Consider the following 25,037-nt stretch of genomic DNA (forward strand, 5'->3'; position numbering starts at 1 on the left):
TGGCAGCGATGAAGCCCATTTACTTCACTTCAGTTGCCTGGGGTTTACGCTTGTTTTGCCCGAGTGAAAATGATTTTGAGAGAAGCGGGTACAACAGCGACACTGCAGCCATCAGCAAGATGACCGCCGATATCGGTTGCGTGAGAAAAGAAGTGAAGTCTCCGTCGGTGATCAGGAGCTGCCGACGGAAGGTTTCCTCCATCATCTTTCCCAGAACTAACCCCAAAATCAGCGCAGCCGGGGAGAATTCGTACTTTTTCATGTAATACCCGATCAGTCCAAACGCGAGCATCAGCCACACCTCAAACATGTTGTTGGAAACCGCGTACGAACCGATGACGGACAAGCCGATGATGATCGAGGCGAGTATGGAATACGGAAGCTTGAGAACCAGACCGAAGCTTCTGACGCCTACGCGCCCACCGATAAACGTGATGGCGCTGGCGATCAGCATCGCAAAGAAAATGCAGTACAGCATCAGCGGCTGCTCCGTCATCAGCTGCGGTCCGGGCTGCAGGCCCTGAAGAGTCAGCGCCGCAAGGATAACGGCGGTGGTCGGACTCCCGGGAATCCCGAGCACCAGCGTAGGGATCATCGCTCCGCCGGCCGCGGCGTTGTTGGCTGCTTCCGGCGCGATCACGCCCTCTTCTGCTCCATTGCCAAACTTCTCTTTGTTCTTGCTGGACCGCATCGCTTCTCCATAGCTCACAATCGAAGCGATCGAACCGCCGGTCCCCGGCAGGATTCCGATCAAGGTCCCGATCACGGAGGCTTTTAACACGCACCACTTATGGACGAACAAATCTTTGAGCTTGTACCCTTCCAGCTTGATTTTTTCGGTGGTCGTAAAGTTCTGTGTCTTTGCTCTCTCCGCCACCTGATTCAGCACTTCGCCCAGCGCAAAAGCGCCGATCATGATCGGAATGAACTCGATCCCGTTCAAAAGCTCAATCTGGCCAAACGTAAAACGCTCCGTGCCGACGATTGGGTCAATCCCGATCATCGCAATTGCAATCCCGAGCAAACCGGAAATCAGCGCTTTTGTCATGTTTTTCGAACCGATGGCGGAAATGACCGTTATGCCTAAAAATGCGAGAGCAAAATACTCGGCGCTCTGGATTTTGAGTGCCACCTGCGACAGCGGCGGAGAGAGAAACAGCATGACAAATACGGAAAAGATACCGCCAAAAGCAGAAGCGCTGATAGACAAACCCAATGCCCGCTCCGCTTTGCCCTGTTTGGCCATGGGATAACCGTCAAACGTTGTGGCGACCGCTTCGGGAGTGCCCGGCGTATTGAACAGGATCGCGGTAATCGAGCCGCCGTACGCTGCCCCTGCATATATGGACACGAGCAGGATGATAGAGGGAATGATTCCCATGTAATAGGTGAACGGAAGCATGAGCACGATGGCCATGGAGGAGCTGATGCCGGGCAGCGACCCGAACAGCACTCCCAGAAGCATGCCCAGCAGGATGAGTGCCAAATTGCCAAGGGACAAGGTCGTCGCCAGACCCTCGGCAAATAAATTGATGTCCATGATATTCTCCCCGTTCTCAGTAGATGTAGTAACTCAGCGTTTTGAGCGCTTCCACACCTCTTGGCAGCGGAACACTGAGCAGATTGCCGAACAAAAGCGTAAAGCTGATCGAAATGACCCCCGATAGGCCGACTACCTTTCCCACCTTTTTTTCTCCGAGCAGCAAGAGAAGAACAAGCAGCAGAAGAAAGCAGGCAATCAGAAAGCCGATGATATCCACGGCGAGCACGAAGGCGGCGATGCTGACCAGCAGCCCGACAAACTCCTTGGAAAGCTCAGGCGGCCGATGCTGCTCCCCGGTACTCTTTTTTCTCTTTCGGATTGTCTGGAAAAGCGAGAAAAGAGCTAGCAGAATCGCCAGGATCAAAATGCCTTGCGGAAAACCTGCCGGGCCGATCGGATCGCTGGCCCGCGCCGTATCGATGAAAAGCGACTCTTTGAAAAAGTAGCCGATTGCTCCAATCAGCAGAACATGAAACACGATTTCTCCCATTATGGTCACCTCCGAAGAAGAGCGGCGGAAAACCGCTTATCCTACTTTTTCAGCCCGGTTTTTTGGGCAATTTTGTCAAAAATTTGATACTGCTCTTCCCACTCTTTTTTGAAATCATCCGGGCCGAGGAACCCCTCGCGAATATCTGCCAGATTTTGTTTGGCGAACTCCTTGTACTCGTCCGTCTCATAAACCGCTTTCATTTTGTCGATCAAATACTGCTTCACCTCGGCTGGCGTATCTTTTTTTACGGCAAATCCGCGCCAGGAGCCTATCGTCAAATCAATCCCCTTTTCCACCGTTGTCGGGGTGTCCTTCAACTCTTCGATTTGCGTCACCCGTTCATCATGCAGCACGACGATCGGCCTTACCTTCTCGTTTTGGATGTATGACACCGCTGAGATCAGCTTGTCGAAGTACACGTCGACTTCTCCGCCCAGAACCGCCGCTTTGACCTCTGAACCGGACTTGTAAGGGATGAACTTGATCTTGATTCCGGTGGCATCAGCCAGAGCGCTCAATGTCAAGTCGTCCAGCCCCCCCGGGCTGATGCCGGCGAAGGATATTTCCTTGTCTTTGCCCTGCCTTACCAGGTCGTCGAAGTCCTTGATCCCGCTATTTGCCGGGACGGACAGCAGGTAAATATCGCTCTGGATCCGGGCAAGAGGTTCGAAATCTTCCATCAATTTGATGTTTTTCCCTTTTCCCAGCACATCGGCAATGACGTGCGAAGGCGTGATTTCCAATAGGGTGTATCCGTCATTCTTCTGTTTGTATGTGTAAAGAAGTCCGACGAGACCGCCTCCGCCATCCTTGTTGAGCGGCTGAACCGGCTGAGCCGTTTGCTTGTTCAGCAAGTCGGCGAATTTTCTGGCAAATGTGTCGCTTGCGCTGCCTTCGCCAAAAGGAACGACCATCTCGATGGGCTGTTTCGGGTAGCCTTCCGTCAAACCGCCAGCCGTAGACGACGGTTGGCTGGAACAGCCGATAAGACTAAAGGCAAGAGCAAGTGTAAGCGATAAACAGATCGCTGTTCGTTTCATGTCAGTCCTCCTCATAAACCAAATCGGGATAAGGGTATTGATGAATCATAATGAAACTAATCGGGGTTGAACCGATCATGCTGAAACCGCTTCCAGTCGTCTGCAAAGAGCCGACTGTTTTCTGCGGAGGCGGGGAAACCCCCGTCCCTTCGCCGCTACGCTTGAACCACGCTTGTCAAAGACGAGACCGGAACGTAGGCATACCCATCCATCAGCCTTCTCGCAGTCCGTCCAACGGCGGCCCGCTTCACACTCCAGTCCTCCCCCTCTCGTTCTACCTGCGCTTCTACGTACAAAGTCCCTGTGGGATGGCCGATCCGAAGGCCGGCTTCCGTGCCCCTCGCCAACCGGTTCGGCAGGGTGCCCGGAATGTTCGCGGCCGCTCCCAAAGCGATGGAACCGCTGACTGCAAAAGCCCTGTGCAGCGTCCCCATGGAAAGATAGCGTCCCAAAAGGTCGAGGCTGTCCGCCCGTACCATTTGCTTGTCCTCGGTCTGATAATCGCAGGCTGCGGATATCATCGCGATTTTGGGCAGAGCATGTGTCGCAGGGGTGACCGTCGTTTCATCCTCAATGATTCCGAGCATCACTCCGGCTTTTACGCGAATCTTCTCTAGCGTTTCCAGCAAGCGGGCATTTCCGTTTAGGTCCTTGGACAGCTCTGTTCCGGTCGCTCCGACATCCTGTGCCAAAACAAACACGAGGATGTTGGCCGCATCGATGATCGTCACCGGGAATTTTCTGCCGTCATCCAATGCGATGGTGTCTATCGGATTTCCGGTGGGCAAGGTCCTGCCGGAAAAGGTTCCCCCCGTATCGAGAAAATTCACCATGATTTTCGCTCCGGTGCCAGACACTCCTGCGATGGAAAAGTCCCCCTCGTACTGGATTTGCCCGTTTACGACCGGGACCTCCACTTCAATCACTCTGTTCGTGTTGGTGTTGAAGATGCGAACTCGTGTAAACGGCTCCTGCAATTCCACGTATCCTTCTTCAGCCGCATACAGCCCGACTGCCGACGCCATGTTCCCGCAGGTGACATGGTAATCAATCACTTTTTTCTCCAGACTGACCTGCCCGAATGTGTAATGGATGTGAACATCCTGGCTGGCAGGCGGTCCGATGAGCGCAAGCTTGCTCGTCAGAGGCGTTCCCCCGCCGATCCCGTCGATTTGGTTGTTTCCGGGACTGCCGAACACTTTCAGGATCACCTGGTCGCGGGCAACCGGGTCTTTGGGGAGATCAACCGTACGCAAGATGAGCCCCTTGCTGGTACCCCCGCGCACCAACGTGCTTGGGATTCGATAGATTTGCCCATAAACGTACATCTGTTGTTCCAACTCCTTCATGATAGTACAGATTAAAGAGAATGAATATTCGTTTAACTCTACAACAATAGTAGCCAAAGAAAAGCAATAAAAAAAATACTTATTTTTTATAAAGATCCATAAGTATTTTTTATGTTTTTGTTTTTCGTTTGAAAAAAGAATGTTGATCATTCATGACTTTTCTGTACAATTAACGATAAGTTTTTCCATTCCGTTTTTAGCCAATTTCACTACTTTTTTTATTGAAAGAAAGTTGGAACCATATGGATGACAGAGATTGGGTCATATTAACGACGCTGTACGACGAAAAGAATATCACCAAAACTGCGGAGAAAATTCGCATCTCGCAGCCGGCGCTTACTTACCGGCTGCAGCAGTTGGAGCAGGAGTTTGGCATTACCATCGTCTATCGCAGCAGAAGAGGCGTTACCTTCACGCCGCAGGGTGAGCATTTGGTCAAATACGCCCGCGACATGACGCTTCATCTGCGCAAGACAAAAGAAGCCCTGCAAAACATGGGCGACAAAGTGCAAGGAACCTTGAGATTGGGCGTTTCCAGCATTTTTGCCCGCTACAAGCTTCCATCTATCTTGAAGGACTTCCACCGGCAGTATCCCGATGTAGAATTTAACGTTACCTCCGGATGGAGTGAGGAGGTCATCAACTCCGTCTACAAGCAAAAAGTGCATCTCGGCATCATTCGCGGCGATTACAATTGGCCCGATCAGCGCAAGCTGCTGATGGACGAAGAAATTTTCATCGTTTCCAAGCACGAAATCGACATCGAGGACCTGCCCAATCTGTCCCGCATCTACTACAACACGGATACTTCCTTAAAGAAGCTGATCGACAACTGGTGGCATGAACGCTATTCTGACCCGCCCCTGATCTCCATGGAGGTAGACAAAATGGAGACCTGCAAAGAAATGGTGATAAACGGCCTCGGCTATGCGATCCTGCCCAGCATTTTGCTGGACCCCAACGAAGATTTGTACGTCACCCGCTGCACGACGAAGGATGGCGTCCCCGTCGTCCGCAGAACCTGGATGATCTTTCGCAACGAATCCCTGGAGATTTCCGTGGTCAAAGCGTTTGTAAATTTCTTGGAGGAGAGAGAACATCCATACAGATGAAAGGCTCAAAAAAAAAAAGGGTGCCCATCCGTGTTTTCACGGCGGGGCACCCTTCGTATCTTTTTTGTGTGTTCGTATTTGTTTCTGCTTATCCAATTGGAGCGTTGTCCGTTTACACCTTTGAAACTGTTGAAGTCACATACTGATTGCTCCCCTTGTTCTAAGGGGCTTCGCATTATGATCTATTTTAATTCTTCTATCAAATCATTAAGTTTACTTAACATCCTTTTGTGATACTCGATTTCATCCTCCCCATCTAACATTTCATTCTCCGACTTTATTTTGTTGAGTATGTTCAACCGTACCAACTCCTCTTCATAACCGTCTCTTGAGAATTCAAAGAAGAACTCATCCTCGGTAATATCCAGTCCTTCAATGATACCAGCAACAACATCATATTTATGCTCTTTATAGGAATCAGCCATTTCCTTGATATGCTTTTTAATTTCTTCTTCTGTAGGGTAAATATCATGTTCTCTTGCATATTCCGCAAGAACTGTTCTTTCTTCTAATTTCTTCATAGCGTCTTCTTCAGTTAGCTTGATGCCAAAAGCTTTTGAATATGCTTGGTACCTTGCTAGTTTATCTGTTAGTTCATCTTGGCTGATTTTTTCGGATTCGGTATCTATAGTGATTTTGTTATCATTATTTTTCTCCAAAGCTTTTTTGTAATACTTGGCGAATTCAGTTCCTTTATCATGGTCATTTAATTCAATGTTTGCTAATGAATATGAGATACTGCCTAGCGACACAACGGCAACCACAGAGAGCAAAACCCACGTCTTTTTCATACTTGTCACTCCTTTTAATATAACGACATTCTTATTTCATCTGTACTGCCATAATAGATTCCATCTGCAACAGCACCACTGGTAAAAGTAACTTTTGGCCTGTCGGTTACGGTACTATAAAAAGTTTTTGTATTCCCCCCGCCATATACTGTTTCACCACGATCGGTTATATAATCTGTTAACCGATCTCTCCATCTCCAATCAGAAGCATTAATTTTTCCAATTGTTCCAGCGTCATCTTTGTATACTCCTGAAACATAAAGTTCCAGACTATAGGGGTATCCGCTAGTTTTGCCGATAGCTACTGCATGATGATGATCCAACTCAACTTCATCATATTTTGTATAGACATAATATTCCTCAATAGTATGTACTGTATAATAGATATTTTTGTACCCCCAGTCTGGATGGTAAAAGTGTGATAGAAAAGAATCTCCGCCTTATTTTGTTTTGGCAAAACTTGATGAACTAAATATTAAGACAAAAAATGAGGTAAGTAGTATCGTCAAACTAATTTTTCCAATTTTCATTTTAACAATCCCCTTTCTACTTAACCCTAAGGCAATTACCTATTTACACAAATAACCTACTAAAAAGTCTTGATCGATGGTCCCTTACTTTTTTGCCATTAGTTTCACTTGGTGATATCTGAAAACAAGAAAACCTAACTAGATATATTTCCAGATGGCCATCTCCTTACCATTTGTATTTAATAAGCTGATGTAATAACCTAAGAAGTAAGCCACTTCGACAATTCTTTGTGAGCTATATCCAAAACCCATAATAGTAAAATAAAGGTAATGTTTGGTTACAAAAAAGTAACATTAATGGAAATTGACTAAATTATCATTGATTTTAAGGCAATCAAAAACAGTGCTACTTTACGGGTTATTTGTTATTAAGAAGATAATATGCTACGGTATTTATTTCTGTTTGGGTTTTCGAGCAATGAACAAAAAATGTCGAACTTATTTAGCCCTAAATTCACCTCCAAGAATTCCCTTTTTGGGTAATTTCCCAATTTCACACGTTCTTCTGTCCCAAGAAAAAAAGATGCTCCTCATTGGTAAAACCATGGGAGCATCTTTTTTTCTTGAAACGAAACCGACCATAAATTCACACCTCTGGAACAGTCGAGGCTGCCGGAACAGGCTGCCTGTTCTCTTTCTTCGTATGAATGAGCACGATATTTAAAATAACCGCGGTCAACGAACCGGTGACAATGCCGTTTTGCATCAGCATTTTCAGCATGTTCGGCAATTGGTCAAACATCGTTGGAACTGCTGCAGAACCGAGTCCTACAGCAATGCTGCAGGCCGCGATGAGGAGGTTTTCGTTTTGGCGCAAGTCCACGCGGGACAGGATGTTGATGCCGGACGCTACAACCATCCCGAACATCGCGATCATCGCTCCTCCGAGCACCGGATCGGGAATGATCGTCGTCAGGGCGGCCAGCTTCGGCAAAAGTCCAAGCACAACGAGGATTCCGCCAGCACCGATCATGACGTCGCGGCTTTTGATGCCAGTCAGCGAGACAAGCCCTACGTTTTGCGAGAAGGCCGTATACGGGAACGCATTGAAAATACCGCCGAGCGCAATCGCCACGCCTTCCCCGCGCAGCCCTTTGACGACATCTTGCTTCGTCACTTCTTTATCGGTCACCTTGCCCAATGCGAAGTAAACTCCTGTTGATTCCGCCATGCTGATAATGTTGACGAGAATCATCGTCACGATGGCAACGATATTGAATTCAGGTACGCCGAAATAAAACGGCTGAACGACGCTCACCCAGGAAGCGGATGCCACGCTTTCAAAGCTGACCATTCCCATGAAGTACGCGGCCAGCGTGCCTGCTGCAAGTCCGATCAGCACTGAAATAGCGCGAATAAAGCCACTAAACAGGCGATTGACAAGCAGGATGACAACCAGTGTCCCCAGTGCCAAGAGAAGATTGCGCGGATGTCCAAAATCGGGATTGCCCGCTCCTCCGGCCACATTGTTCATTGCCACAGGAATCAGCGACAACCCGATAATCGTAACCACGGAACCTTGTACAACGGTAGGAAAGAACCGAAGCAGCTTGCCGAACAGCGGAGCGGCCAGCACGACAAATAATCCGGATAAAATAATGGCTCCATAGGCCGTGGCCAGGTTACTGGACGACGCAATGGCGATAATCGGTCCGACCGCTGTGAAGGTACAGCCCAGAACGACAGGAAGCTTGATGCCGGTATAGCGCGTACCGATCACCTGCAGCAGTGTCGCAATCCCGCTGGTAAACAAATCGGCGGCGATCAGGTATGCAATCTGCGTCGGGGTCAAATTCAGCGCATCCCCGATGATCAGAGGAACGATGACCGCTCCGGCGTACATCGCCAGCACATGCTGCATGCCCAGCGTGAGCGTTTTTTGTTTGGACAACATGAACGTAACTCCTCTCCTTTATTGACTGCGCAGGATATGTTGATTTGCTATACAGTACCTGTAAATCGCGATTGATCACGACAGCAGCATGTATCATGTGGTGCTTTTAGGATGTGTGAACCGGCGTTGTCTCTACGAAATGAATTTCTCCCGGCTTCATCGACTTGATCCGTGCCAGCGATTCCACCCGGACGCCTGCTTTCTCCAGCAATCCTCTTCCTTCCTGGAAGCTTTTTTCTACGACAGCACCCACGCCGACGAGGTGAGCGCCGGCATCTGCGACGATTTGTGTCAGTCCAACCAAAGCTGCTCCTGTCGCCAGAAAATCATCCACGATCAGGACGCGCTCTTCTGCGCTGAGGTATTGCTTGGCGATGCTGATCTGGTAGTTCTCCTTACGGGTAAAGGAATAGACAGGCGCAGAGTACACGTCATCGGAGAGTGTCACCGCTTTTTTCTTTTTCGCGTAAACGAATGGAACCCCCAGCGCATACGCCGTTGCAAGAGCAAAATGAATACCGCTCGCCTCCACCGTCAGGACCTTGGTCACTTTCTCCGAACGGAAAAGATCCGCAAATGCTTGCCCAATTTTCATCGTCAGCTCCGCATCAACCTGATGATTAAGAAAAGCATCCACCTTTAATACAGTTTCGGACAGCGCTCGCCCGTCCCGAATGATTCGCTCTTGCAATTCTTTCACACGATTTCCTCCTATCCATTTTTCATCTATATGGAAACAAAAAAGCCCAGACGAGACAGTCCACTCGCCGGTCTTTCAAACCGACTCCAAGTGAAACCTGTCCCTCCGGGCACATCCCTTCAGGGGTCACGAAAACGTGCAAGCGACAGCAGGAGGCTGTTTCCCGCTACGGGTAAAGGACTAACTCCTGGTCGCTCGTTCACTCGTAGTCAGGCGATTTACGGTCACCCGGTAGAAACTCATGGGCCAATTCCCAAAATTATACGAGTCATCAGCTATGTTCAATTGATACTGACAAATCTATCATATCCGCTATGAATGGGGCAAGCGTATTTTTTTGGATTCAGGAAAAGCACCAGCCCGTGCTGAAAATGAAACGGCCATACATAGAAAAAACCCCCTTGCCTTGCAAAGGGGGCCAATGTGATCCGGTGTGTAAAAGGCACCGATCCGATTGTGATTGCAGACGCGGCAGACAACTACCGCTTCGGCTTCGTTTGCCGGAGAGCCATGTTGATCTTTTTCCATTTGTCTTTTTCGGCTGCCCGCATCCTGGCATCCTCTTTGCGCGCCTGATGGGCCAGCTCTCGCTGCAATTTTCGGTAGCTGTCAAAACGGGAACGATCCAGTGTGCCTTCTTCGATCGCCAGCCGAATCGCACAGCCGGGCTCCTTGGCGTGGAGGCAATCGCTGAAGCGGCACTGGGCGGCCAGCGTCTCGATGTCGTCGAAGGCATCGCGAAAGCCTTCGTCTCCCTCCCAGAGCTGCAGCTCGCGCATCCCCGGCGTATCGATCATCAGGCCGCCGCCAGGCAGCTGAAACAGCTCGCGATGGGTCGTCGTATGCCGCCCGCGGTCATCTCCCTCGCGTACTTCTTTGACGAGCTGGACATTCCTTCCGGACAGGCGGTTGATCAAGGTGGATTTCCCCACACCAGAAGAGCCGAGAAGAGCGACTGTCTTCCCCTCTCCCAAATACGGTGCCAAGGCATCGAGCCCCTCTCCCTGCTCCGAGCTGATCGCATGGACCGGCACTCCGACTGCCACTGACTCTACCTCGGCGATCTTGTTTTCCAGGTCGTCGCACAGATCGGATTTGCTCAGTACAATCACGGGACTGGCTCCGCTTTCCCAAGCCAAAATCAGATAGCGTTCCAAGCGGCGCAAATTGTAGTCGTTGTTTAGAGCGTTCACGAGAAAAACGGTATCCACGTTGGTGGCGACGATCTGTTCTTCGACGCCTTCGCCGGCAGCCTTTCGGGAAAACTTGCTTTTGCGCGGCAGAATCGCGTGAATCGTGGCCTTTTGTTCATGAGGCCGGGCGCTGATCACTACCCAGTCGCCCACAGCGGGGTAGTCTTCTCGGCCAGCGGCTTCATAGCGAAGCTTTCCGGAAACCTCGCCCAACAGCTCGCCGTGTTCGGTCAAAATCCGATACAGCCTTTTATGTTCAAGAGCGATACGCCCTACTTCAAATCCCTGCTCGATAAAAGGGGAAACATGGCCGGCAAAAAAATCGTTCCAGCCCAAAGACTTTAGATATTGGTTCACGTGCGGATTCCTCCTGCATTCGGTTTTGATTTGGATGTCTTTCCAAAACCGGCCACAGGAAATCCTCACTTAAAGAACGGTTACTGCCCGACTGAAAGGAGGATCTTTCCTGTGACCCTTGCTGCAATGCTCTTCTCGACAATCATCATGCATACCATAAAACATCTCTCCTTTCAGACCGGTTCCCCGATCCGTACGTCATGATTTCCCAATCATTGTAACACGGATGCCTGACAGCTTCCATCGGCAGCCATAAATTTTTTCACTGGCCTAATCTCCGCCACCGCCGCCGCCATCTCCCCCGCCGCTGTCGCTGGACCCTCCGTCTCCCCAGGAGCTGTCGGAATCGCGGGTTCTGTCGTTGTCATTGTAAAACGACGTGGCTCCGCCTGAGTCTCCTCCGGAGGCATGACGTCTTCCAGGTCCTTCTTTCTTAAAGGCTAGCGACATAAATCCGATGAGCAGCACAAATGCGACAAGTACGCCAATAAAGATCTCCACTCCATCGCTCTCCTTCCGTTCTGTTATTTTCTACCTGTCCTAACAGTATAGCACGAGTTGCAGTTCTGGTTCACGCAATGCTGGTTTACGCAATGCCCGCACCCGCCATGCTGCCGCAAGTCACAGAACGATAGAGCAACAGTGGTATCAGCCTTTCAAGAGAAATTCGTTTCCATCCGCATCCTTGAACCGGGCGAAGCTGCCCCAGGCCATTTTCTTTGGCTCCTCCAAAAAGATTACGCCCCTTTGGCTCATTTCCTGATAGGCTTTGTCGATGTCTTCGCATTCGAATACGATCGAGGCCTTCATCTGCTCAGATCCGGGCATCATCGCTTTGGGATAGATGACGAGATGCGACTCGGCTCCCTCTGGACCGACTTCCAGCCACGAGGCATTGGGGGTCATCGGCTCGTCTCGATGTACGACAAACCCCACCTTCTCGGTCCAAAACTCGCGAGCCTTCGCCTGATCCTCCACGTAAACAGCCACTGTAGCAATTTTTTTAATCATAACGATGTGCCTCCTGTAGTAAATGAATGTAGTCGCAAAGATGAATGTAGCCGTATTTACCATACCATATACCATACATTCTGCACACGGATGACCGTGCCTACGCATAGGTTCCCCAGAATAAACAGACAGGCCTCCTCACATGCCCGCTGCCTGATCGTCGCGAGGTGCAACTGCCAGGATGTTGGCCAGACAAAACACCCGGTATGCGCGGCGGGTATAGCAGTACGCCTTTATCCGGTCTCCGTTTACCGCAATAATATTTACAGCTCGCTTGGTCGTCTCGCCGGAGCGGCTCAAGTAGATCAGCTCGACCGTCTGCTGCCGCTGGCAATATCGCTCCAATTCGCTTCTCATGATGTCACCACCACACAAGAACATTTGTTCCCATTATAACGAACACGCCTGATAAAAGCAAGAAACCCCTTCAAAGAGCGGACTACAGAGCATTCGTGCCTGCATTCGCCCTCCAAAGAGGTCTTGTTTCCGCATGCGAACAAGCCCATGCGAACCGCTATTTCTTTCTCGTCAACATCCGAGAACCAAGGAGAACAGCCCATGCTTTTTCTCCCTCTTTCCAGAAAAACGGAAGCGGCATCTCGTGCTTCCGGATGACCAGCGTACGGCTGTCACTCGCCCGAAGCGCGAACTGTTCGCCGGCCATTTCCGCTTGCAGCATTCCGCCTGCAAAGGTTATACGTACGCTGCTGCCTTCCGCGCAGGCATAGGTGCCCACAAAGCGCTCCAGCTCCTCGACAGATGCCTCGTATTCCGGCTCTTTCTCCTGCTGCTCCAACGGAAGGCCCAGGGCGTTGCGGACAGCAGCGAGCCACAAATCCCGGACGGGCACATCCGCGACATTGGTCAAGACGACCGCGACAATTCCCTCTTCGGGCACAAAGCCGAAGTGGGACGAAACGCCCGGCTGCGAGCCCCCGTGCTCGACAAGCGTCATTCCTTCCCGGCCTAGAGTCGACTTCAGCGCGTACCCGTAGTACGTGTTTCTGCCGATCTTGTGGACCGGGTGCCACATCCGTCTGAGCGAAGCCTCGCTGACGATGTTTTCCCCCTGGCAATATCCGCCGTTTATGTAAAGCTGACCGTATTTGAGCAAATCCCGGACATTGGAGCGGATGCCTCCCCCTACCTCATAATTGCCCAGCAGGGGCCAGTCCGCCCTCTTCAGGCCATTGCCGTCCGAATCCTTGACATAAGGAACCGATACGTCGGACAGCCGTTTCACCTCTTCCAGGCTAAAGGTGGAGCGGTTCATCTCCAAAGGGTCAAGCAGCCTGCTGGTCACATGCCTGCGGAACAGGCGCCCTGTCACTCTCTCGACAATCAGCCCCAGCAGCAAAAAAGTGTCGTTGCAGTAGCTGAAATACTCGCCCGGTCTGCCCAGCAGCTCGTGCGGCTCCCCGGCCAGGTACTCCAGATGGTCCGACAGCCTGCACAATTCCTCTCTGCGGCGAATCGGCGCAAGGCCGGTCGTGTGGCTCAGCAAATGATGAATGCAGACGCTGGAGGTGTCCTCTAGCGATGCCAGAGAAAATTCCGGCAAATAAGCGTTGACCGGATCTTCGATGGACAGCTTCCCTTCCTCTGCCAGCTGCATGACCGCCATCGCCGTAAAGGACTTCGTCACGGATGCGATGCCAAATACCGTATCCGGCGTGACCGGTTCCTTCGTTTCCAGATCGCGCACGCCGAAGCCTTTTTGAAACAGCAGCTCTCCATGCCGGGAGACGGCAACCGCCGCCCCTGCGATTCTCTCCTCTTCCATTTTGCGGGACATATACTCCTCAAAAAGCGGCCACTGGCCTGCACTCACGGCTATTCCCCCTGTTCGGCGAATGGATGCGCATAAATCGTCCGGCCGCCTCTCCCTGTCGTCGTGACGGCCTGAGAAAGAGAATTGAGGATCGCTTCCTCCGTCGCTTCACTGGCTGCGGCGAACAGTTGATTCATTACCGGGTGGTCCTCGCGAAGCTGGGTCCTCGCTTCCGTTATCTGCTCCGCTGCATGGGGGATTTTATGCGCTGTTGAAAAGGCGATGCAAATGTCGCCGCTGCCGTGACTGTAATGGCTGCCCGTCCGGCCCAGTCCGATGCCCGTCCGCTTGGCCACGCGGAGCAGTTGGCGGTCGCTGAGCGGCGCGTCCGTGCCCAGCACGATGATGATCGATCCGTCCGGCGGGTTGTCCAGCGGGCGGACCCCTGACGAACGGAGCCACTCGTACCGCTCAGACTGGAAGTCTTCGGGCTTGCCGAAGTTGCTCAGCACGAGTACGCCTACCGTGTACTCCCCCTCTTGCGTCCGGATAAGCCGCGAGGAGGTTCCGATCCCGCCTTTGTGTCCAAAGCAGACCATTCCTTTTCCAGCGCCGACGGCCCCTTCCTCCGCTGGCTCCGCCGACGCCCGTCTGATCGCTTCGATCGCATGCTCCGGCTTTACTGCACACGCCCTGATCGAATTGAGATGGCCGTCGTTGCATTCTCCCACGACGATGTTGACCGTCCCCGTGGTATCGCCGATTTCGCTGTTTTGCTCCAGCATGTAGCTGAGCGTCCCCTGGGTGACAGCCGGTACGGAAAACGTATTGGTCAGCATGATCGGCGACTCCAGTACCCCCAGCTCGTTTACCTGAACCAGTCCGGTCGTCTTCCCGAAGCCGTTGAACACATAGCTTGCTGCTGTCACCTTTTCGCGAAAGAGGCTGCCGCTGTGCGGAAGGATCGCTGTCACTCCTGTACAGATGTACTCCCCTTCGCCCGATTCCAGCGGATAATCAAGCGTCACATGTCCTACCAGGACGCCCTCCACATCCGTCAAGCAATTTTTCCTGCCGGTCGGCAGCTTCCCGATGACGATGCCGCGATCGCGAATTTTTTTCCGATTCATATCCAAAAGCCCCTCTGTCTGCTCTTCGTTAACGCGGGCGCCGCTGCAGGAAGTTTTCGCTGGCAAAGCCCCGCACTTCGCTTTCTGAATACCGCTTCAATAGTTCGTTGAGCAGGTTGTCAATCATCCCTGCATGCTCCAGCCCCTCCACAAAGCTTTCAATCCCGTCAAAGTCGGAGCCAAGGCCGATCTGGCGGACACCGCCCAGCGAACAAAAGTGGTCGATATGGCGGATCAGGTCGTCGATCGTCGCCTGCCCGCCCTTCTTGACAAAATGCGGGTAGTAGACGATATGGATCATCCCGCCCTTGTCAAACATCGCTTTGGCCTGCTCATCGTACAGGTTGCGCGGATGGTCGCAAATCGCCCTGGCGTTGGAGTGGCTGGCGATCGGATAGTCCGCCAGCTCCATGACATCCCAAAAGCTCTGCTCGCACAGATGGGAAACGTCGGTCAGCACCTTGTGCTCGTTGTTTAAGCGGACGATTTCCTTACCGAACGCTGTCAAGCCGGCATTTCGCTTTTCCAATGCGCCATCGGCGGCCAGGTTGGCAAAATTCCAGGTCAGCCCGACAGAACGCACGCCGAGTTGGAACAGGATGCGAAGCTTTTTCAAATCATTGCCGATCGCATCCACGCCCTCCAGCGTCAGCATCGCCCCGATCTCGCCGTCCCCCAGAGTGTCGAGGTCGGCCCATTCCTTGACGTGCTTCATCTCGGGCTGCTTCAGGACCTCCTCGTAAAAGTAGTCGATCTGGTCCAGCACTGCTTGAAATTGCTGCTCGGATTTCAATTGCGGCGGCACGTAGAGGGCAAAGCATTGAAGCTTTACCCTCCCTTGCTTCAAACGCTCCAGATTGGTGTGCAGCTCAGCAGAATCCCTGAATGAAAGAGGTTCCTTGCTTTTCCACATTTTATAAAGGGCATCACAGTGAAAATCTACGATGTTCATCGCTTATCGTTCCTTTCCGAGCAGGTATATCAGGCTCTTTCAACAAATCGACCATCCGGAGTGCTTCGTTTAGATCGTTATGCGTCAGCAGACACCGTTGTCGTCGTCAATTCCTGGAAGTGCCGCTGGAGCAACCGGGTCATCGGCCCTGGCTGTCCATCTCCAATAAGCTTGTCGCCAACCTGGACGATTGGCATCACCTCGTTGGTTGTACTGGTGATGAACACTTCATCTGCCTCGTACAGCTCCTCGATGTCCACGTGCTTCTCCTCAAAGGGTATTGCGGCCTCCATAGCGATTTTCTGAACAGCCATTCGTGTAATCCCTGCGAGAATATGGCGGGACAGCGGCGTGGTCTGGATACGGGAATCCTTGATGACATATACATTGGTGCTGGTTCCTTCGGTCAGCTTTCCATCCCGATGGAGGATCGCCTCCAGACAGCCTGCCTTGTGCGCCTCCTGCTTCGCCAAAATATTCGGCAAAAGGTTGAGCGATTTGATATAGCAATTCATCCAGCGTTCGTCTGGATGCAGGATTGCCTTTGCTCCCTTCTCCCTCAGCTCTGGCGGGATGCTGCGAAAAGGCTTGGCTGTCATCGAAATTGAAACAGGCGCATCCGGGAAGAGGTGATTGCGCGGAGCCATGCCTCTTGTAATTTGCATATAGACATCCAAATTGTCCAGACCGCTTCGCTCGATCAACTGAAAGATGATCTCCTTGAAGCTCTCGCGCTCCTGGTCAAACGGCAATGCGATCGCTTTTGCACTCATATACAGCCGGTCGAGATGCTCTTCCAGCATAAACGGCTTGCTATTATAGATCCTTATAAGCTCGTAGACGCCATCGCCAAATTGATGTCCTCTCTCATCTATTGGAACCACCGGATCGTTTGAATCAACAAATGTACCGTTAAAATAAGCTACGCTCATCTCAATTATCCTCCTTCAGTTAGATAAGTAACGGTGTTTCCCTGGCCGCTTGCGGCAAGCAGCCATCCTCCCTTTCAAAGTAATGTATTTTTTCGCACGAATCCAATAGAATAATGCCATATGCGTTATTAACATTTTCAATGAGGGGTTCAACATGAATGCGGAGCAAATCGAAGCTTTTATTTTTGTCGCACTAACCGGCAGCTTCAGCAAAACAGCCGATCTTTTGTACTTGTCACAGCCGACCGTCAGCATGCGGATCAAAGCGCTGGAGAACACACTGGGCTGCAAGTTGTTCCAGCGTTCCGGCAATACCGTTTTTCTCACGCGGGAGGGGGATGTTTTTCTCCCATACGCCAAGAGCGTACTGCAATCGCTGCAGGACGGGCAGATGGCGATCCAGCGTTCATTCGGCCGTCTGGAAGGCGAGCTGGTCATCTCCGCTGTATTCGTGGCCGCTTTTTACATTTTGCCAGAGCTGGTGGAAAAATTTACGCAGCTCTACCCCAAGATCAAGCTGACAATTTTCACGGGTCACTCCCATCAAGTCCTGGAGATGGTGCTGCGCCATGAGGTGTCGTTCGGGATCGCGCGAGCAGTGAATCATCCCCAAATCAAGCGGGTCCAGCTTATGCCTGACGAAATGGTGCTGGCTGTCTACCCGGATCACCCGTTTCAAAACAAAACACAAGTTACGCTTGAGGACGTGTCGCGAGAAAAGCTGATTTTGTTTAACAGGGGATCTCTGGACTGGACGCTGGTCAATGGAGCGTTCAGCCATTATCAGCTAGAGAACAATGTTGTGATGGAAGCGGACAATATCGAAGTGGTCAAACGCATGGTGAAGCAGAGACTAGGAATCGCCTTCTTGCCGCGTTTCTCGATTCAGGAGGAAGTAGCAGCGGCTGACTTAAAGGAAGTGGAAGTGCTGAGCCTGCCGCATATCAATCGGAATTTTGAGCTGATTTACCACAAAGACGCGACGATAAACGGAATTACAAAGACATTTATTGACTTTTTGATTGCCAACCGGACCAAAGGATGACGGCAAGCTTGACTGCCTGACTGCATGCTTGTCGGCCTGCAAAACGCTGCAGATAGGCCGATTGAAACAGCTCATTACTGTCGTGCCTGTTCCAAAAACGACAGGACAATCCGGTTAAATACAGGGGCTTGATCCATTGGCGGGAGATGGGCCGAGTCTGGAAGAAGGATTTTTTCAGCGTTTGGAATCCGCGCTTCAAGCTCCTCCGCCATCTTTTGGAAGTCTTCGTAATCTTTCTGCCCAGCGATCACCAGCGTAGGCACAGCGATCTCTTCAAGTCGCTCAATCGGAGGAGGTGCAAGCCAGAGCGGCGGGTTTTTCAGCTGCGGCAGATCGTAAGCGTGCGCTGTCATTTGGAGGTACTTTGCTCTCGCCTGCTGGCTTTCATCCCGTGCTGCTTGTCCTGGCCCGTCAAACCACATCCGGGCCGACATTTCTACGGTCTCTTCCTTTGTACCTGTTTCATAGATTTCGACAAAGCGGGCAAAATCCTGCATCCTTCGCTCAGACCGCGGATACCCTGTCAAGGTCGGAGATACGAGCACAAGGCTTTTCACCATCTCCGGGTAGGCCAGGACAAGCTCCTGTGCGACTACACTGCCAAAGGAGTGGCCGACAACGTGAGCCGCGGCTAACCCGAGTCCTTGCAGCACTGCTCTGGCATCATCGTAGAGGGTAAACGGCTCTTCTGCATTCGGTGTCTGTCCCATCCCTCGCAGGTCAAAGCTGATGACCCGATACCGCTCGGAAAAGGCGGAAAGCTGCTCGGCCCACATCCGCGTGTCCAAATTGAGACCGTGAATCAATAGAAGAGGCTCTCCTTCGCCACACGCTTCATAGTAAAAAGACGTGCCGTTTGCTTCTATAAACCCCGCTGCTCTCCCTGAAGTTTTTCCCATTTTTTGTCACCTCCCTTTCACTATCTCACAGATGCCGTTAAATATCCAGAAAATATCGAAGGAGCATATATTTTTCACAATTTTATCGCGCAACGAAAAAAGCAGCCTGAGCAGAAAACAAATTTTCTGCTCGGCTGCTGCTGTTGTCAAACCTTATGTCCCATCCTGTACAACGAAGCCACTCGTCTCTTAGCGGCCGCTCTTCATCTCTGTCCAGTAGCGGTCGTACTCCTGGAGGGTATCCCCTACGTCAACGAGCCACTCTGCGCGAGCCATGTCCTCTTTATCCAGGAAGATCATCTTGTTTGCGCGGTATTCTTCGCTGTGCAGCGGATAGGCCTTTTCGTTCGGATTGCTGTAGCCGATCCACTCGTAGTTTTTCACGCTTACTTCCGGGTCCATCAGGTAGTTGATGAACTTCTCCGCCAGCTCCTTGTGCTTGGCGCCTTTCGGAATTGCCAGGGTGTCTGCCCAGATCGTTGCGCCCTCTTTCGGCACGACGTATTCGACATCCGGGTTCTCGCCGTTGATGATCGCTGCGTCGCCGGACCAGACTGTACCGATCCACGCTTCCTCTGCGATCATTTTTTGCTTGATGTTGTCCGTGTCAAAAGCGACTACGCTCGGCAAAAGCGTTTTTAGGTCTGCAAATGCTTTTTCCAGCTCGCCCTTGTCCTTGGTGCTGTTGGAAAACCCGTTTTTGATCAGCCCGACGCCCATGACCTCACGCGGGTCGTTGAGCATGATGACACGGCCTTTGTACTCCGGATTCCACAGGTCCTGCCAGCTGGTGATCTCGCCTTTCACGTACTTTTTGTTGTACGCGATTCCCGTAATTCCCCAGGTGTAGACGAGCGAATGCTTGTTGCCCGGGTCGAACGGCGGCGTTTGGAAGGTAGAAACAATATTTTTTTCGTTCGGGATATTTTCTTTGTTCAGTTCTTCCAGAAGCCCCAGCTTGATCATGGTGGCTACCATGTAATCCGACGGCTGGATCAGGTCGTAGCCGGATGCGCCCGCCTGGATTTTCGCCAGCATTTCTTCGTTGCTGCCGTAAATATCGTAGTTTACCTTGACGTTGTACTTCTGTTCAAAGTCCTTGATCACGTCAGGATTGAAGTTGTCTGCCCAGCTGTAGATATTCAGCACCTGCTCCTCTTCGGTAGAAGAAGAAGAACAGCCTGCGGCAGTAACGGCAAGAGCGGCGGCCACGGCGCCAATCATCAGGGATTTCCACTTTTTCATCTTTCTTTTTCAACCTCCAGTCTTTTGTTTGGGTGTATGTCCACTTAAAAAGTGAGCGACTTGGAATCTTTGCGGCGGAACAACTCAGCCGCAACAACGAGCAGTACAGTAAAGACGATCAGCAGCGTCGACAGGGCGTTTACCTCAGGAGATACACCGCGTTTGACCAGTCCGTAGATGTACAGCGGCAAGGTCGTCGAATTGGGACCCGCTACGAAAAACGAGATAACAAAATCGTCCAGCGACAAGGTAAAGGACATCAGAAACCCGGCGATAATACTGGGTGAAATCAAAGGCAGCGTGATGTGACGCAAGGTCTCCCACGCAGTCGCGCCCAGATCCTGCGCCGCTTCTTCCAGCTCCTTGCCCATGTCGGCCAGCCGCGTGTTGATGATGACGATCACGTACGGCAGACTGAAGGTGACGTGAGCCATGATCAGCGTCAGTTTGCCCAGCTCGAGATGAATCTGGCTGAACAAGACCAGCAGAGACAGACCCATCATGATTTCCGGGATAACGATGGGCAAGTAGGTCAGCCCGTTGAACACGCTTCTCCATCTGAGCGAGTAGTGCTTCATCGCAAGCGCGGCAGCGGTGCCAAACACAGTCGCCAGCACACTGCTGATCAAGGCGATGCTCAGGCTGTTCCACAAAGCCTCCATGACCTGCCTGTTGTCAAACAGGGATACGTACCATTTCCAGGTAAAGCCCGACCAGACAGCATTGATCCGCGAGTCGTTGAACGAATACAGCATCAATACAGCGATCGGCAAGTATAAAAAGACGAGCATGGCCCAGGAATATCCGGCCATTGTACGATGTCTCAGCGCTTTCATGCCGTCCCCTCCTTTGCCTCGGCGGCGTTGACCGCGCGGTAGTAGAGGTAGATCAACACCATGGACAGCAGCATCAGGACGATCGAGAGAGCAGACCCGAACGGCCAGTCACGAGCTGACAAGAACTGATTTTGGATGACGTTTCCCATCAGCGCGGACTTCGCTCCGCCCATCACGTCGGGCACGACGAACATCCCGATCGAGGAGACGAAGACCAGAATCGAGCCGGTAATGACACCCGATTTCGTCAAGGGAAGGGTTACGTGCCAAAACGTCTTCCACGGCGTTGCGCCCAGATCGTAGGCGGCTTCCAGCTTCCGCCTGTCGAGCTGCTCCAGCGAAACGTAAATCGGCAGGACCATGAACGGCAGCAGCGTGTACACCATCCCTACCATCACCGAGCCGAAATTGTACAGCAAGGGCAAAGGCTCTTGAATCAATCCGGTCGAGAGCAGGAACGTGTTGATCACTCCCTGCGAACGCAGGATGATGACCCAGGCGTAGGAACGGACCAGAAAGTTGATCCAAAACGGGATCATGACGAGCAGCAGCCAGATCTTCTGGGCAGACCGATCCATGCGGGAAATGTAGTAAGCCATCGGGTAGGCGCACACGAGAGAAATGGCCGTTGTCAGCACCGCTACGAGAAAGGTGTCAAAAAAAATCTGAATGTAGAGCGGATCGATCATCCGGGCGTAGTTGTTCAGCGTAAACTCATAGACGACCTGCCCGTATGTTCCGCGCTTCATAAAAGACAGCGCAGTAATCATCAACATCGGCAAGACGAAGAGCGCCCCCAGCCAAACGAAAGCCGGCAGCGCCAAAATCTTCAACTGCTTTCCGTTTTTCAAGTGAGCATCACCTCGTCTGCCTGCGACCATCCGATCGCCACCTGATCCCCTGCCTGCCAGCCCCGGCTCTCTGTCGCGTACTCATGAGCCAGCACCGTCATCTCCTCGCTCTCGAGGCGGATAAACAGCTTGCTCATGTTGCCGAGGAAAACCATATCGGTGATCGTGCCGTTTTTGCGATGCTTGTCCAGCTCGGAATCTTTCGGATAGATCTTGATCTTCTCCGGTCTGACCGCAATGCTGGCATCGCCGCTTCTGAAAATATTGTTCTCCCCGATAAAGGTAGCGACGAACAGCGTCTTGGGATGATTGTAGATTTCTGCCGGCGTGGCAATTTGCTCGATCCGCCCTTTGTTCATGACGGCGATGCGATCAGACATAGCCATCGCTTCTTCTTGATCGTGCGTTACGTAAATAAATGTAATGCCCAAATTTTTCTGCAAATTTTTCAACTCAAGCTGCAAGCTTTTTCGCAACTGGTAATCCAGTGCTCCCAGCGGTTCGTCAAGCAGCAGCACTTTCGGGTTGTTCACGATCGCCCGCGCGATCGCCACCCGCTGCTGTTGCCCTCCGGAGAGCTGCTTCGGCGTACGCTTGCGCAGCTCGACAAGCTGCGTGTACTGCAGCACTTCCTCCAGCCTCCGCTGTTGCTCCGCCGCCTCTACTTTCTTCATCTTCAGTCCAAACAGAATGTTCTGTTCGACATTCATGTGGGGGAACAGGGCGTATTGCTGGAAAACCATGTTCATGTCCCGCTGATAGGGAGGAATGCTGGTCAGCGCCTTGCCGTCCAGGTAAATTTCCCCCGCTGTCGGCTGCTCAAAGCCGGCAATCATGCGGAGCAGTGTCGTCTTCCCGCAGCCGCTTGGCCCCAAAAGCGTTAGAAATTCCCCTTCCTGGATGGAAAGGGAGAGTGGCGGAACCACGACAGAACCGGAAAAGTGTTTTTCAATTGATTCCAGATTTATCATCGTTTTCATTCGGTCATCTTCTCACAATATGTCTATTTGCTCATACCAATCTAGGTAAATATATCGTGTATGACACGTTTTGTAAACAGTTTCGAAAGGTTGCGCAAACTTTTTTTGCCGACAGGAGAAAACCTTGCTGCTCCTGAAGAAAAATGCTTCCCGACCGTTCAATCACCCTCCGGCTGTCAGCTTCAATCCGACAATCCCCGCAATGATGCAAAGCAAGAAGACGATCCGCATGATATTGCTCGGCTCCCCAAATGCGATCATGCCGACAACGACCGTTCCAACAGCGCCAATGCCCGTCCAAATCGCATATGCCGTCCCGATTGGAAGCGCTTTGAGTGCCATAGACAAAAAGTAAAAGCTGATGCCCATGCCAACTACAGTAATTGCACTCGGCACCAGCTTGCTCCACCCTTCGCTGTATTTCAACCCGATCGCCCAAACGACTTCAAACAATCCCGCAATCACCAAATAAACCCAAGCCATGCTGCCATCCCTCCTGATGTTCCCCCTTATTGTTTCAAACACCGAAGGAACTGATACCCGGCCAGGGTTATATTTCGGCCTGCAAGAACGCGAGAGAGCATGCTCAGTGACCTTTGCGGCCCACCTGCTGAAAATAACCTATCCATTCTTTACACACACTACTACCAGCAATTTAGCGAAACGTCAAAAAAAGAGGCTTTCAACAGCTCAAGGCTCGGTTGAAACCCCTGTCCTCTCTTTATATAATTACGCTATTAATAGGAATCAGGAGGGTACACCCTTGAACACTCTGGCGTATGGATTGCTTGGACTGGTAGCGCGTACACCCAGCTCCGGCTATGACCTGATGCTCCAACTGCAACCGTTCTGGCAGGCCAAACACAGTCAAATCTATCCTCTGCTGGCCAAGATGGAGCAGGAGGGCTATTTGGAATTTACGCGGGTTCCGCAGACAGATCGGCCAGACAAGAAAGTGTATTCCATTACAGAAAAAGGGCGGACTGCACTTCGCGAGTGGCTGACCCAGTCCACCTCCGAGCCGGTCCTGCGCGACGAGCTGTTTCTGAAAACGTATTGCCTCTGGCTGACTGACCGCAACACCGCTCGAAAGCTGTTTGAAGAAAGAGAAGCCCATTGCCTGGAACAACTGAACATGTATGAAACCTTTTTGGAAGAGCTGAAGCTTGCTTGCGACGGTACGCCTCAAGACCACGGTTCACCGTATTTCGGCGAATACATCCTCTTGAGCAGGGGAGTTAGCAGTATGCGCGAGGAGCTGAACTGGTGCCGCTGGGTGATGGAGCTGCTGGATCAGCAGGCTTAATTTACGCTGCCTGTCCTTGGACCTGGCTGCAGCGTTCCATTGTGGTGGCGCCGCTGCAGCCGTTCCCTGTCTTTCATGTTTATTCTGCCTGCAGGGCATCCACCTCCGCGAGGGTCGGCAGGGAAGGCTGCGCTCCGTGCCTGGTCACGGCAATCGCCGCAACCCTGCTGGCGAATGTGCCCGCCTCTTCGTCGGTCATCCCCTTTGCCATTCCGACGGTAAAGGCTGCCGTAAAGGAATCCCCCGCAGCCGTCGTATCCACCGCCTGCACTTTAAGGGCGGGGATGTGTGTCGCTCCATCCGCATTGACGATGAGCGCCCCCTTCTCTCCCATCGTCACAACGATACGCTTCGGACCTAGTCCGAGCAGCTTTTCCGCAGCCGCTTCGATTTCGGACAGCGTCTCTACGGGCATTCCCGACAAAAGCTCAAGCTCCGTTTCATTGGGAGTGACCGTATCGACATGCCGCAAAAACGAAGGCGACAGCGATTGGGCGGGAGCCGGATTCAAAACAACCAGTTTGCCCCTATCATGCGCCAGTTTGACTGCATATTCCACGACTGCAAGCGGGATTTCCAGTTGAACCAACAGAACGTCACAGCCCTCCAGCAGCCGTATGTGCCGATCAATGTCCGCCTTTCCCATCATGCCATTGGCGCCCGGAACAAGCACAATATTGTTCTCGCCGCGGCCGCTGACGTTGATCAAGGCCATTCCCGTCGTCCCCTCCCTCCCGATGCCTCCTGTATTTACGAGTGAATCAGCCAAGCTTTCCAGCAGCATGTCCCCATATGTATCGCAGCCCACCTTTCCGATCATATGCACGTTAGCGCCCAGCCTTGCCGCGGCTACAGCCTGATTGGCGCCCTTCCCTCCCGGAATGGTTTGAAACGATGTGCTCGTAATCGTTTCCCCCGCTTTCGGCAAGCGAGGGACGTGCGATACGAGATCCATATTGAGACTGCCGACAACAACAATATTCATCTCTGATTTCCCCGCTTTCTAACATCGCCTGTTTCTCATTCTCTCCATTTTCGCTTCTCATCCCTTCGTTTCCTTTGATTCCGATCAGTCCG

26 protein-coding genes and 1 riboswitch are annotated in these 25,037 nt (G+C 51.9%); of the genes, 3 read left to right on the top strand and 23 right to left on the bottom strand.

Annotated elements, in window-relative coordinates; genetic code table 11:
- Positions 1-19 precede the first annotated feature (19 nt).
- The 4 genes from NST37_RS18905 to NST37_RS18920 form a co-directional block, all read right to left on the bottom strand.
- Complete coding sequence (locus tag NST37_RS18905) at positions 20-1,540, bottom strand: tripartite tricarboxylate transporter permease (protein WP_339185654.1); 1,521 nt, start codon at positions 1,538-1,540, stop codon at positions 20-22.
- A gap of 16 nt (positions 1,541-1,556) precedes the next feature.
- On the bottom strand, positions 1,557-2,033 hold the full coding sequence (locus NST37_RS18910; protein WP_122957894.1) for a tripartite tricarboxylate transporter TctB family protein: 477 nt from the start codon (positions 2,031-2,033) through the stop codon (positions 1,557-1,559).
- A gap of 41 nt (positions 2,034-2,074) precedes the next feature.
- Positions 2,075-3,076, bottom strand: coding sequence for a tripartite tricarboxylate transporter substrate binding protein (locus NST37_RS18915; protein ID WP_170208330.1), 1,002 nt, complete (start codon positions 3,074-3,076; stop codon positions 2,075-2,077).
- Positions 3,077-3,231: 155 nt separating this feature from the next.
- The gene (locus NST37_RS18920; RefSeq protein WP_122957943.1) at positions 3,232-4,404 is read right to left on the bottom strand and encodes a PrpF domain-containing protein; all 1,173 of its coding nucleotides are present in this window, start codon (positions 4,402-4,404) and stop codon (positions 3,232-3,234) included.
- Between the two features lie 263 nt (positions 4,405-4,667).
- On the opposite strand from NST37_RS18920, the gene NST37_RS18925 reads away from it, so the two are divergent.
- Positions 4,668-5,537 (top strand): LysR family transcriptional regulator, encoded by an 870-nt coding sequence (locus NST37_RS18925; RefSeq protein WP_122957892.1) that lies wholly within the window; start codon positions 4,668-4,670, stop codon positions 5,535-5,537.
- 182 nt (positions 5,538-5,719) lie between these two features.
- Here the strand turns inward: NST37_RS18925 and NST37_RS18930 are convergent, their stop codons facing one another.
- From NST37_RS18930 to dat, 12 genes are all read right to left on the bottom strand, one after another.
- Positions 5,720-6,328 carry a hypothetical protein gene (locus NST37_RS18930; protein ID WP_122957891.1) on the bottom strand — a complete coding sequence of 203 codons (609 nt, stop codon included), beginning with the start codon at positions 6,326-6,328 and terminating at the stop codon, positions 5,720-5,722.
- A 14-nt stretch (positions 6,329-6,342) separates the two neighbouring features.
- Positions 6,343-6,651: a hypothetical protein gene (locus NST37_RS18935; protein ID WP_243014040.1), complete on the bottom strand. Its 309-nt coding sequence runs from the start codon at positions 6,649-6,651 to the stop codon at positions 6,343-6,345.
- 793 nt (positions 6,652-7,444) lie between these two features.
- Positions 7,445-8,752 carry a nucleobase:cation symporter-2 family protein gene (locus NST37_RS18940; protein WP_122957889.1) on the bottom strand — a complete coding sequence of 436 codons (1,308 nt, stop codon included), beginning with the start codon at positions 8,750-8,752 and terminating at the stop codon, positions 7,445-7,447.
- A gap of 106 nt (positions 8,753-8,858) precedes the next feature.
- Positions 8,859-9,452: a xanthine phosphoribosyltransferase gene (locus NST37_RS18945; protein ID WP_003388976.1), complete on the bottom strand. Its 594-nt coding sequence runs from the start codon at positions 9,450-9,452 to the stop codon at positions 8,859-8,861.
- 186 nt (positions 9,453-9,638) lie between these two features.
- Positions 9,639-9,739, bottom strand: a riboswitch (purine riboswitch).
- 192 nt (positions 9,740-9,931) lie between these two features.
- Positions 9,932-11,002 carry a ribosome small subunit-dependent GTPase A gene (gene rsgA / locus NST37_RS18950; RefSeq protein WP_003388975.1) on the bottom strand — a complete coding sequence of 357 codons (1,071 nt, stop codon included), beginning with the start codon at positions 11,000-11,002 and terminating at the stop codon, positions 9,932-9,934.
- 270 nt (positions 11,003-11,272) lie between these two features.
- Positions 11,273-11,503 (bottom strand): hypothetical protein, encoded by a 231-nt coding sequence (locus tag NST37_RS18955; RefSeq protein ID WP_003388974.1) that lies wholly within the window; start codon positions 11,501-11,503, stop codon positions 11,273-11,275.
- Positions 11,504-11,650: 147 nt separating this feature from the next.
- On the bottom strand, positions 11,651-12,013 hold the full coding sequence (locus NST37_RS18960; protein WP_003388973.1) for a VOC family protein: 363 nt from the start codon (positions 12,011-12,013) through the stop codon (positions 11,651-11,653).
- A 138-nt stretch (positions 12,014-12,151) separates the two neighbouring features.
- Complete coding sequence (locus NST37_RS18965) at positions 12,152-12,370, bottom strand: WYL domain-containing protein (RefSeq protein WP_243014037.1); 219 nt, start codon at positions 12,368-12,370, stop codon at positions 12,152-12,154.
- A gap of 157 nt (positions 12,371-12,527) precedes the next feature.
- On the bottom strand, positions 12,528-13,844 hold the full coding sequence (locus tag NST37_RS18970) for a serine hydrolase domain-containing protein (protein ID WP_031931862.1): 1,317 nt from the start codon (positions 13,842-13,844) through the stop codon (positions 12,528-12,530).
- A gap of 2 nt (positions 13,845-13,846) precedes the next feature.
- Complete coding sequence (locus tag NST37_RS18975; protein WP_122957888.1) at positions 13,847-14,914, bottom strand: P1 family peptidase; 1,068 nt, start codon at positions 14,912-14,914, stop codon at positions 13,847-13,849.
- Positions 14,915-14,942: 28 nt separating this feature from the next.
- Positions 14,943-15,866, bottom strand: coding sequence for a dipeptidase (locus NST37_RS18980; protein ID WP_003388968.1), 924 nt, complete (start codon positions 15,864-15,866; stop codon positions 14,943-14,945).
- A 77-nt stretch (positions 15,867-15,943) separates the two neighbouring features.
- Complete coding sequence (dat, locus tag NST37_RS18985) at positions 15,944-16,798, bottom strand: D-amino-acid transaminase (RefSeq protein ID WP_003388967.1); 855 nt, start codon at positions 16,796-16,798, stop codon at positions 15,944-15,946.
- A gap of 154 nt (positions 16,799-16,952) precedes the next feature.
- On the opposite strand from dat, the gene NST37_RS18990 reads away from it, so the two are divergent.
- Complete coding sequence (locus tag NST37_RS18990; protein ID WP_003388966.1) at positions 16,953-17,843, top strand: LysR family transcriptional regulator; 891 nt, start codon at positions 16,953-16,955, stop codon at positions 17,841-17,843.
- 74 nt (positions 17,844-17,917) lie between these two features.
- Here NST37_RS18990 and NST37_RS18995 read toward each other — a convergent pair whose 3' ends face one another.
- The 6 genes from NST37_RS18995 to sugE form a co-directional block, all read right to left on the bottom strand.
- Complete coding sequence (locus tag NST37_RS18995; protein ID WP_339185655.1) at positions 17,918-18,742, bottom strand: alpha/beta hydrolase; 825 nt, start codon at positions 18,740-18,742, stop codon at positions 17,918-17,920.
- A 189-nt stretch (positions 18,743-18,931) separates the two neighbouring features.
- Complete coding sequence (locus NST37_RS19000) at positions 18,932-19,987, bottom strand: spermidine/putrescine ABC transporter substrate-binding protein (protein WP_003388964.1); 1,056 nt, start codon at positions 19,985-19,987, stop codon at positions 18,932-18,934.
- A gap of 44 nt (positions 19,988-20,031) precedes the next feature.
- The gene (locus NST37_RS19005) at positions 20,032-20,823 is read right to left on the bottom strand and encodes an ABC transporter permease (protein WP_003388963.1); all 792 of its coding nucleotides are present in this window, start codon (positions 20,821-20,823) and stop codon (positions 20,032-20,034) included.
- Positions 20,820-21,674: an ABC transporter permease gene (locus NST37_RS19010; protein WP_003388962.1), complete on the bottom strand. Its 855-nt coding sequence runs from the start codon at positions 21,672-21,674 to the stop codon at positions 20,820-20,822. Before NST37_RS19010 ends, NST37_RS19005 begins: the two co-directional genes overlap by 4 nt.
- Positions 21,671-22,654 carry an ABC transporter ATP-binding protein gene (locus tag NST37_RS19015; protein WP_003388961.1) on the bottom strand — a complete coding sequence of 328 codons (984 nt, stop codon included), beginning with the start codon at positions 22,652-22,654 and terminating at the stop codon, positions 21,671-21,673. The genes NST37_RS19010 and NST37_RS19015 overlap by 4 nt, the downstream gene beginning before the upstream one ends.
- A 162-nt stretch (positions 22,655-22,816) precedes the next feature.
- Positions 22,817-23,137, bottom strand: a complete 321-nt coding sequence (gene sugE, locus NST37_RS19020) for a quaternary ammonium compound efflux SMR transporter SugE (RefSeq protein ID WP_339185657.1) — start codon at positions 23,135-23,137, stop codon at positions 22,817-22,819.
- A 280-nt stretch (positions 23,138-23,417) separates the two neighbouring features.
- Between sugE and NST37_RS19025 the strand changes: the two genes are divergently transcribed.
- On the top strand, positions 23,418-23,960 hold the full coding sequence (locus NST37_RS19025) for a PadR family transcriptional regulator (protein ID WP_003388959.1): 543 nt from the start codon (positions 23,418-23,420) through the stop codon (positions 23,958-23,960).
- A gap of 79 nt (positions 23,961-24,039) precedes the next feature.
- Here the strand turns inward: NST37_RS19025 and rbsK are convergent, their stop codons facing one another.
- Positions 24,040-24,945: a ribokinase gene (gene rbsK / locus NST37_RS19030; RefSeq protein WP_003388958.1), complete on the bottom strand. Its 906-nt coding sequence runs from the start codon at positions 24,943-24,945 to the stop codon at positions 24,040-24,042.
- Positions 24,946-25,037 lie beyond the last annotated feature (92 nt).

Source organism: Brevibacillus sp. FSL K6-6036, assembly GCF_037964015.1.
GTDB classification, from domain to species: Bacteria; Bacillota; Bacilli; order Brevibacillales; family Brevibacillaceae; genus Brevibacillus; species Brevibacillus borstelensis.

Excerpts from the sequence above, each read along its gene's own strand:
- NST37_RS18940 (WP_122957889.1), bottom strand. The coding sequence starts at position 8,752 with ATGTTGTCCAAACAAAAAACGCTCACGCTGGGCATGCAGCATGTGCTG.
- NST37_RS18995 (WP_339185655.1), bottom strand. The coding sequence starts at position 18,742 with ATGGGAAAAACTTCAGGGAGAGCAGCGGGGTTTATAGAAGCAAACGGC.
- NST37_RS19015 (WP_003388961.1), bottom strand. The coding sequence starts at position 22,654 with ATGAAAACGATGATAAATCTGGAATCAATTGAAAAACACTTTTCCGGT.
- rbsK (WP_003388958.1), bottom strand. The coding sequence starts at position 24,945 with ATGAATATTGTTGTTGTCGGCAGTCTCAATATGGATCTCGTATCGCAC.
- NST37_RS19005 (WP_003388963.1), bottom strand. The coding sequence starts at position 20,823 with ATGAAAGCGCTGAGACATCGTACAATGGCCGGATATTCCTGGGCCATG.
- NST37_RS18915 (WP_170208330.1), bottom strand. The coding sequence starts at position 3,076 with ATGAAACGAACAGCGATCTGTTTATCGCTTACACTTGCTCTTGCCTTT.
- NST37_RS18925 (WP_122957892.1), top strand. The coding sequence starts at position 4,668 with ATGGATGACAGAGATTGGGTCATATTAACGACGCTGTACGACGAAAAG.
- NST37_RS18965 (WP_243014037.1), bottom strand. The coding sequence starts at position 12,370 with ATGAGAAGCGAATTGGAGCGATATTGCCAGCGGCAGCAGACGGTCGAG.
- sugE (WP_339185657.1), bottom strand. The coding sequence starts at position 23,137 with ATGGCTTGGGTTTATTTGGTGATTGCGGGATTGTTTGAAGTCGTTTGG.
- NST37_RS19000 (WP_003388964.1), bottom strand. The coding sequence starts at position 19,987 with ATGAAAAAGTGGAAATCCCTGATGATTGGCGCCGTGGCCGCCGCTCTT.
- NST37_RS18930 (WP_122957891.1), bottom strand. The coding sequence starts at position 6,328 with ATGAAAAAGACGTGGGTTTTGCTCTCTGTGGTTGCCGTTGTGTCGCTA.
- dat (WP_003388967.1), bottom strand. The coding sequence starts at position 16,798 with ATGAGCGTAGCTTATTTTAACGGTACATTTGTTGATTCAAACGATCCG.
- NST37_RS18910 (WP_122957894.1), bottom strand. The coding sequence starts at position 2,033 with ATGGGAGAAATCGTGTTTCATGTTCTGCTGATTGGAGCAATCGGCTAC.
- NST37_RS18975 (WP_122957888.1), bottom strand. The coding sequence starts at position 14,914 with ATGAATCGGAAAAAAATTCGCGATCGCGGCATCGTCATCGGGAAGCTG.
- NST37_RS18980 (WP_003388968.1), bottom strand. The coding sequence starts at position 15,866 with ATGAACATCGTAGATTTTCACTGTGATGCCCTTTATAAAATGTGGAAA.
- NST37_RS18920 (WP_122957943.1), bottom strand. The coding sequence starts at position 4,404 with ATGTACGTTTATGGGCAAATCTATCGAATCCCAAGCACGTTGGTGCGC.
- NST37_RS18960 (WP_003388973.1), bottom strand. The coding sequence starts at position 12,013 with ATGATTAAAAAAATTGCTACAGTGGCTGTTTACGTGGAGGATCAGGCG.
- NST37_RS18990 (WP_003388966.1), top strand. The coding sequence starts at position 16,953 with ATGAATGCGGAGCAAATCGAAGCTTTTATTTTTGTCGCACTAACCGGC.
- NST37_RS18905 (WP_339185654.1), bottom strand. The coding sequence starts at position 1,540 with ATGGACATCAATTTATTTGCCGAGGGTCTGGCGACGACCTTGTCCCTT.